Annotated in this window: 1 pseudogene; it reads left to right on the top strand. The window is 75.0% G+C overall.

The features are described 5' to 3' along the window. A pseudogene (locus tag AC2W7A_RS11710) lies at positions 1 to 1900 on the top strand (DUF4011 domain-containing protein); the annotation flags it as partial. Positions 1901 to 2265 lie beyond the last annotated feature (365 nt).

The raw sequence follows: 2265 nt of genomic DNA, 5'->3' as shown, positions 1-2265 counted from the left end.
CCGTGGAGTCCGCGGCCCCGCGAGGCGGGCCTGCGCCCGGCCGCCCACCGTGGCCGGCTGGGCCGAGCAGGTGGAGCTGTACCACGCCGTGCGGCGGTCTCTGCAGACCTTCACCCCGGAGGTCTACGCCCAGGACGTGCCCGCGATGGTGGCCGCCACCGCCTCCAGCTCCTGGCGTCGCGGCCACATGGTGGAGATGTCCTCCGTGACCCGCGCCCGCCTGCGCCGTGCCGCCAAGGACGTGGTCCGCCCCGGCGTGCACCCGGAGGACCTGCACGCGGCCCTCGTCCAGGTGGAGGAGCAGCAGACCGTGTGGACCCGCTTCGCCGGCGGCCCGTCCACGCCCTCGGCGCCGGGCATGACCGACCGCGCCCTGGACGCGGTGGCGGACGTGGTGGACCGCCTGGACCGGCTGCAGGAGGTCCTGGCCGCCGAGCAGACCGAGGACGCCCCGCTGGTGGACCGGGACGTGGACGACCTCGCCGCCCTCGTGGACGGACTGGTGGCGGACCGCGAGACGCTGGCCTCCCTGCCGGAGCGCACCCTCGTGCTGGACCGGCTGCGGGACCACGGCCTGGACGAGCTGCTCCAGGACCTGCACCGCCGTGAGGTCCCGACCGGCAACCTCTCCGGCGAGCTCGAGCTCGCCTGGTGGCAGTCCGCCCTCGAGGCCATGATCTCCGGGGACGACTTCCTCGCCATGATGGACGGGGAGGCGCTGACCGCCGTGGAGCGGCGCTACCGCGAGCTGGACCGGGCCCACCTGGACTCTGGCGCCGCGCGCCTGCGCCACCGGCTGGGCACCCTGTGGAAGGAGGCGCTCGGCCGCGACCGCGCCGACGCCGCCGTGCTGCGGAACCTGCTGAAGCAGGGCACCGTCACCGTCCCGGCGCTGACCACGATCACCCCGGAGCTGCTCCAGCCCCTCGTGCCGATCGTGACGACCTCGCCGATGGCCCTCACCGAGTTCGGCGATGACTGGGAGGCGGACACCGTCATCCTGCTCGAGTCCGCGTCCACCTCGCTGGCCTCCGCCATGGGCGCGCTCCTGCGCGCCGAGCAGGTCATCGCGTTCGGCGACCCCGTCCTGGGCCGCCCGCAGCCCTTCCAGGTGTCCGTGGACCCCACGGCCACCGCCGGACCGCTGCGCCCCCTCGCTTCGGCCCACGCCGCCCTCGAGGACGTGCTGCCCACCGTGCCGCTGCGCACCGTCCACCGCGGCCTCGAGCGCACCCTGGTGAGGATCCTCTCGGCCGCGAACTACGAGGGCGCCCTGGACGCCGTCCCGCACGCCGGGGAGCTCACCGGCCGGGACCGCCCGGTGGTGGCCCACTACCTGGAGGACGGCACCGGCATCCCGCTCACCGGCGGCGATGCCGTGGTCTCCACGGTCGCGGACGTGACCCGCACCGTCGAGCTCGTGTTCGAGCACATCCGGTCCCGGCCCGAGAAGTCCCTGGCCGTGGTCACGGTGTCCGAGCAGCATGCCCGCAAGGTCGCCGCCGCCGTGCGCGCCACCGCCGCGAAGAACCAGTGGGCCCTGGACTTCCTCTCCCGCGGCCGCGCCGAGGACGACCCCCGCGAACCCTTCGTGATCGCCCCCGTGGTCCGGGCGGACGGGATCGTGCGCGACGAGGTCGTGTTCACCCACGGCTACGGCCGCACCCCGCACGGCCGCGTGGTCCACCACTTCGGCGCGTTCTCCGACCCGGACGGCGCCCGCATGGTGGCGCGGGCCTTCACCGGGCCCGGGAGCGCATGCACTTGGTCTCCGCGCTGCGCGCGAAGGACCTCGAGGAGGACCGCCTCTCCGGCGGCGCCCTGGACTTCTACCGGATCCTGCAGGCCTACTTCGGGGAGAAGGAGAAGGTCCCCGGCACGGGCGTGCCCAACCCCCTGAGCCAGGACCTCGTCCGCCGCCTGGGCGAGCACGGCGCGAAGGTGTGGCCGCTGTTCGGCTCGGTGATGGATATGGCGGTGTGGGACCCGCAGGGCGAGGCCTCCCCCCTGGCCGTCGCCTCCGACGGCGCGGACACCTACACCTCGCTGCCCGTCCGGGAGCGCTCTCGCCTGCTGCCCGAGGCCCTCGAGGCCCGCGGCTGGGACCCGGTGACGCAGTGGACCATCGACGTGTTCGCCGACCCCGAGGCCCTGGCCGACCGCTACGCCGACCGGGCTCGGGGTGGCCCCCGGACGTCGACGCGGAGACCGGCAGGACGTGAGCGTTGACCGGCTCCCATCGCCGCGGTCCGCGCCGCGCGGACG

The sequence above is a fragment of the Micrococcus sp. LASM2_SD2 genome, assembly GCF_057364565.1.
This window is presented reverse-complemented; position numbering and strand designations above follow the sequence as displayed.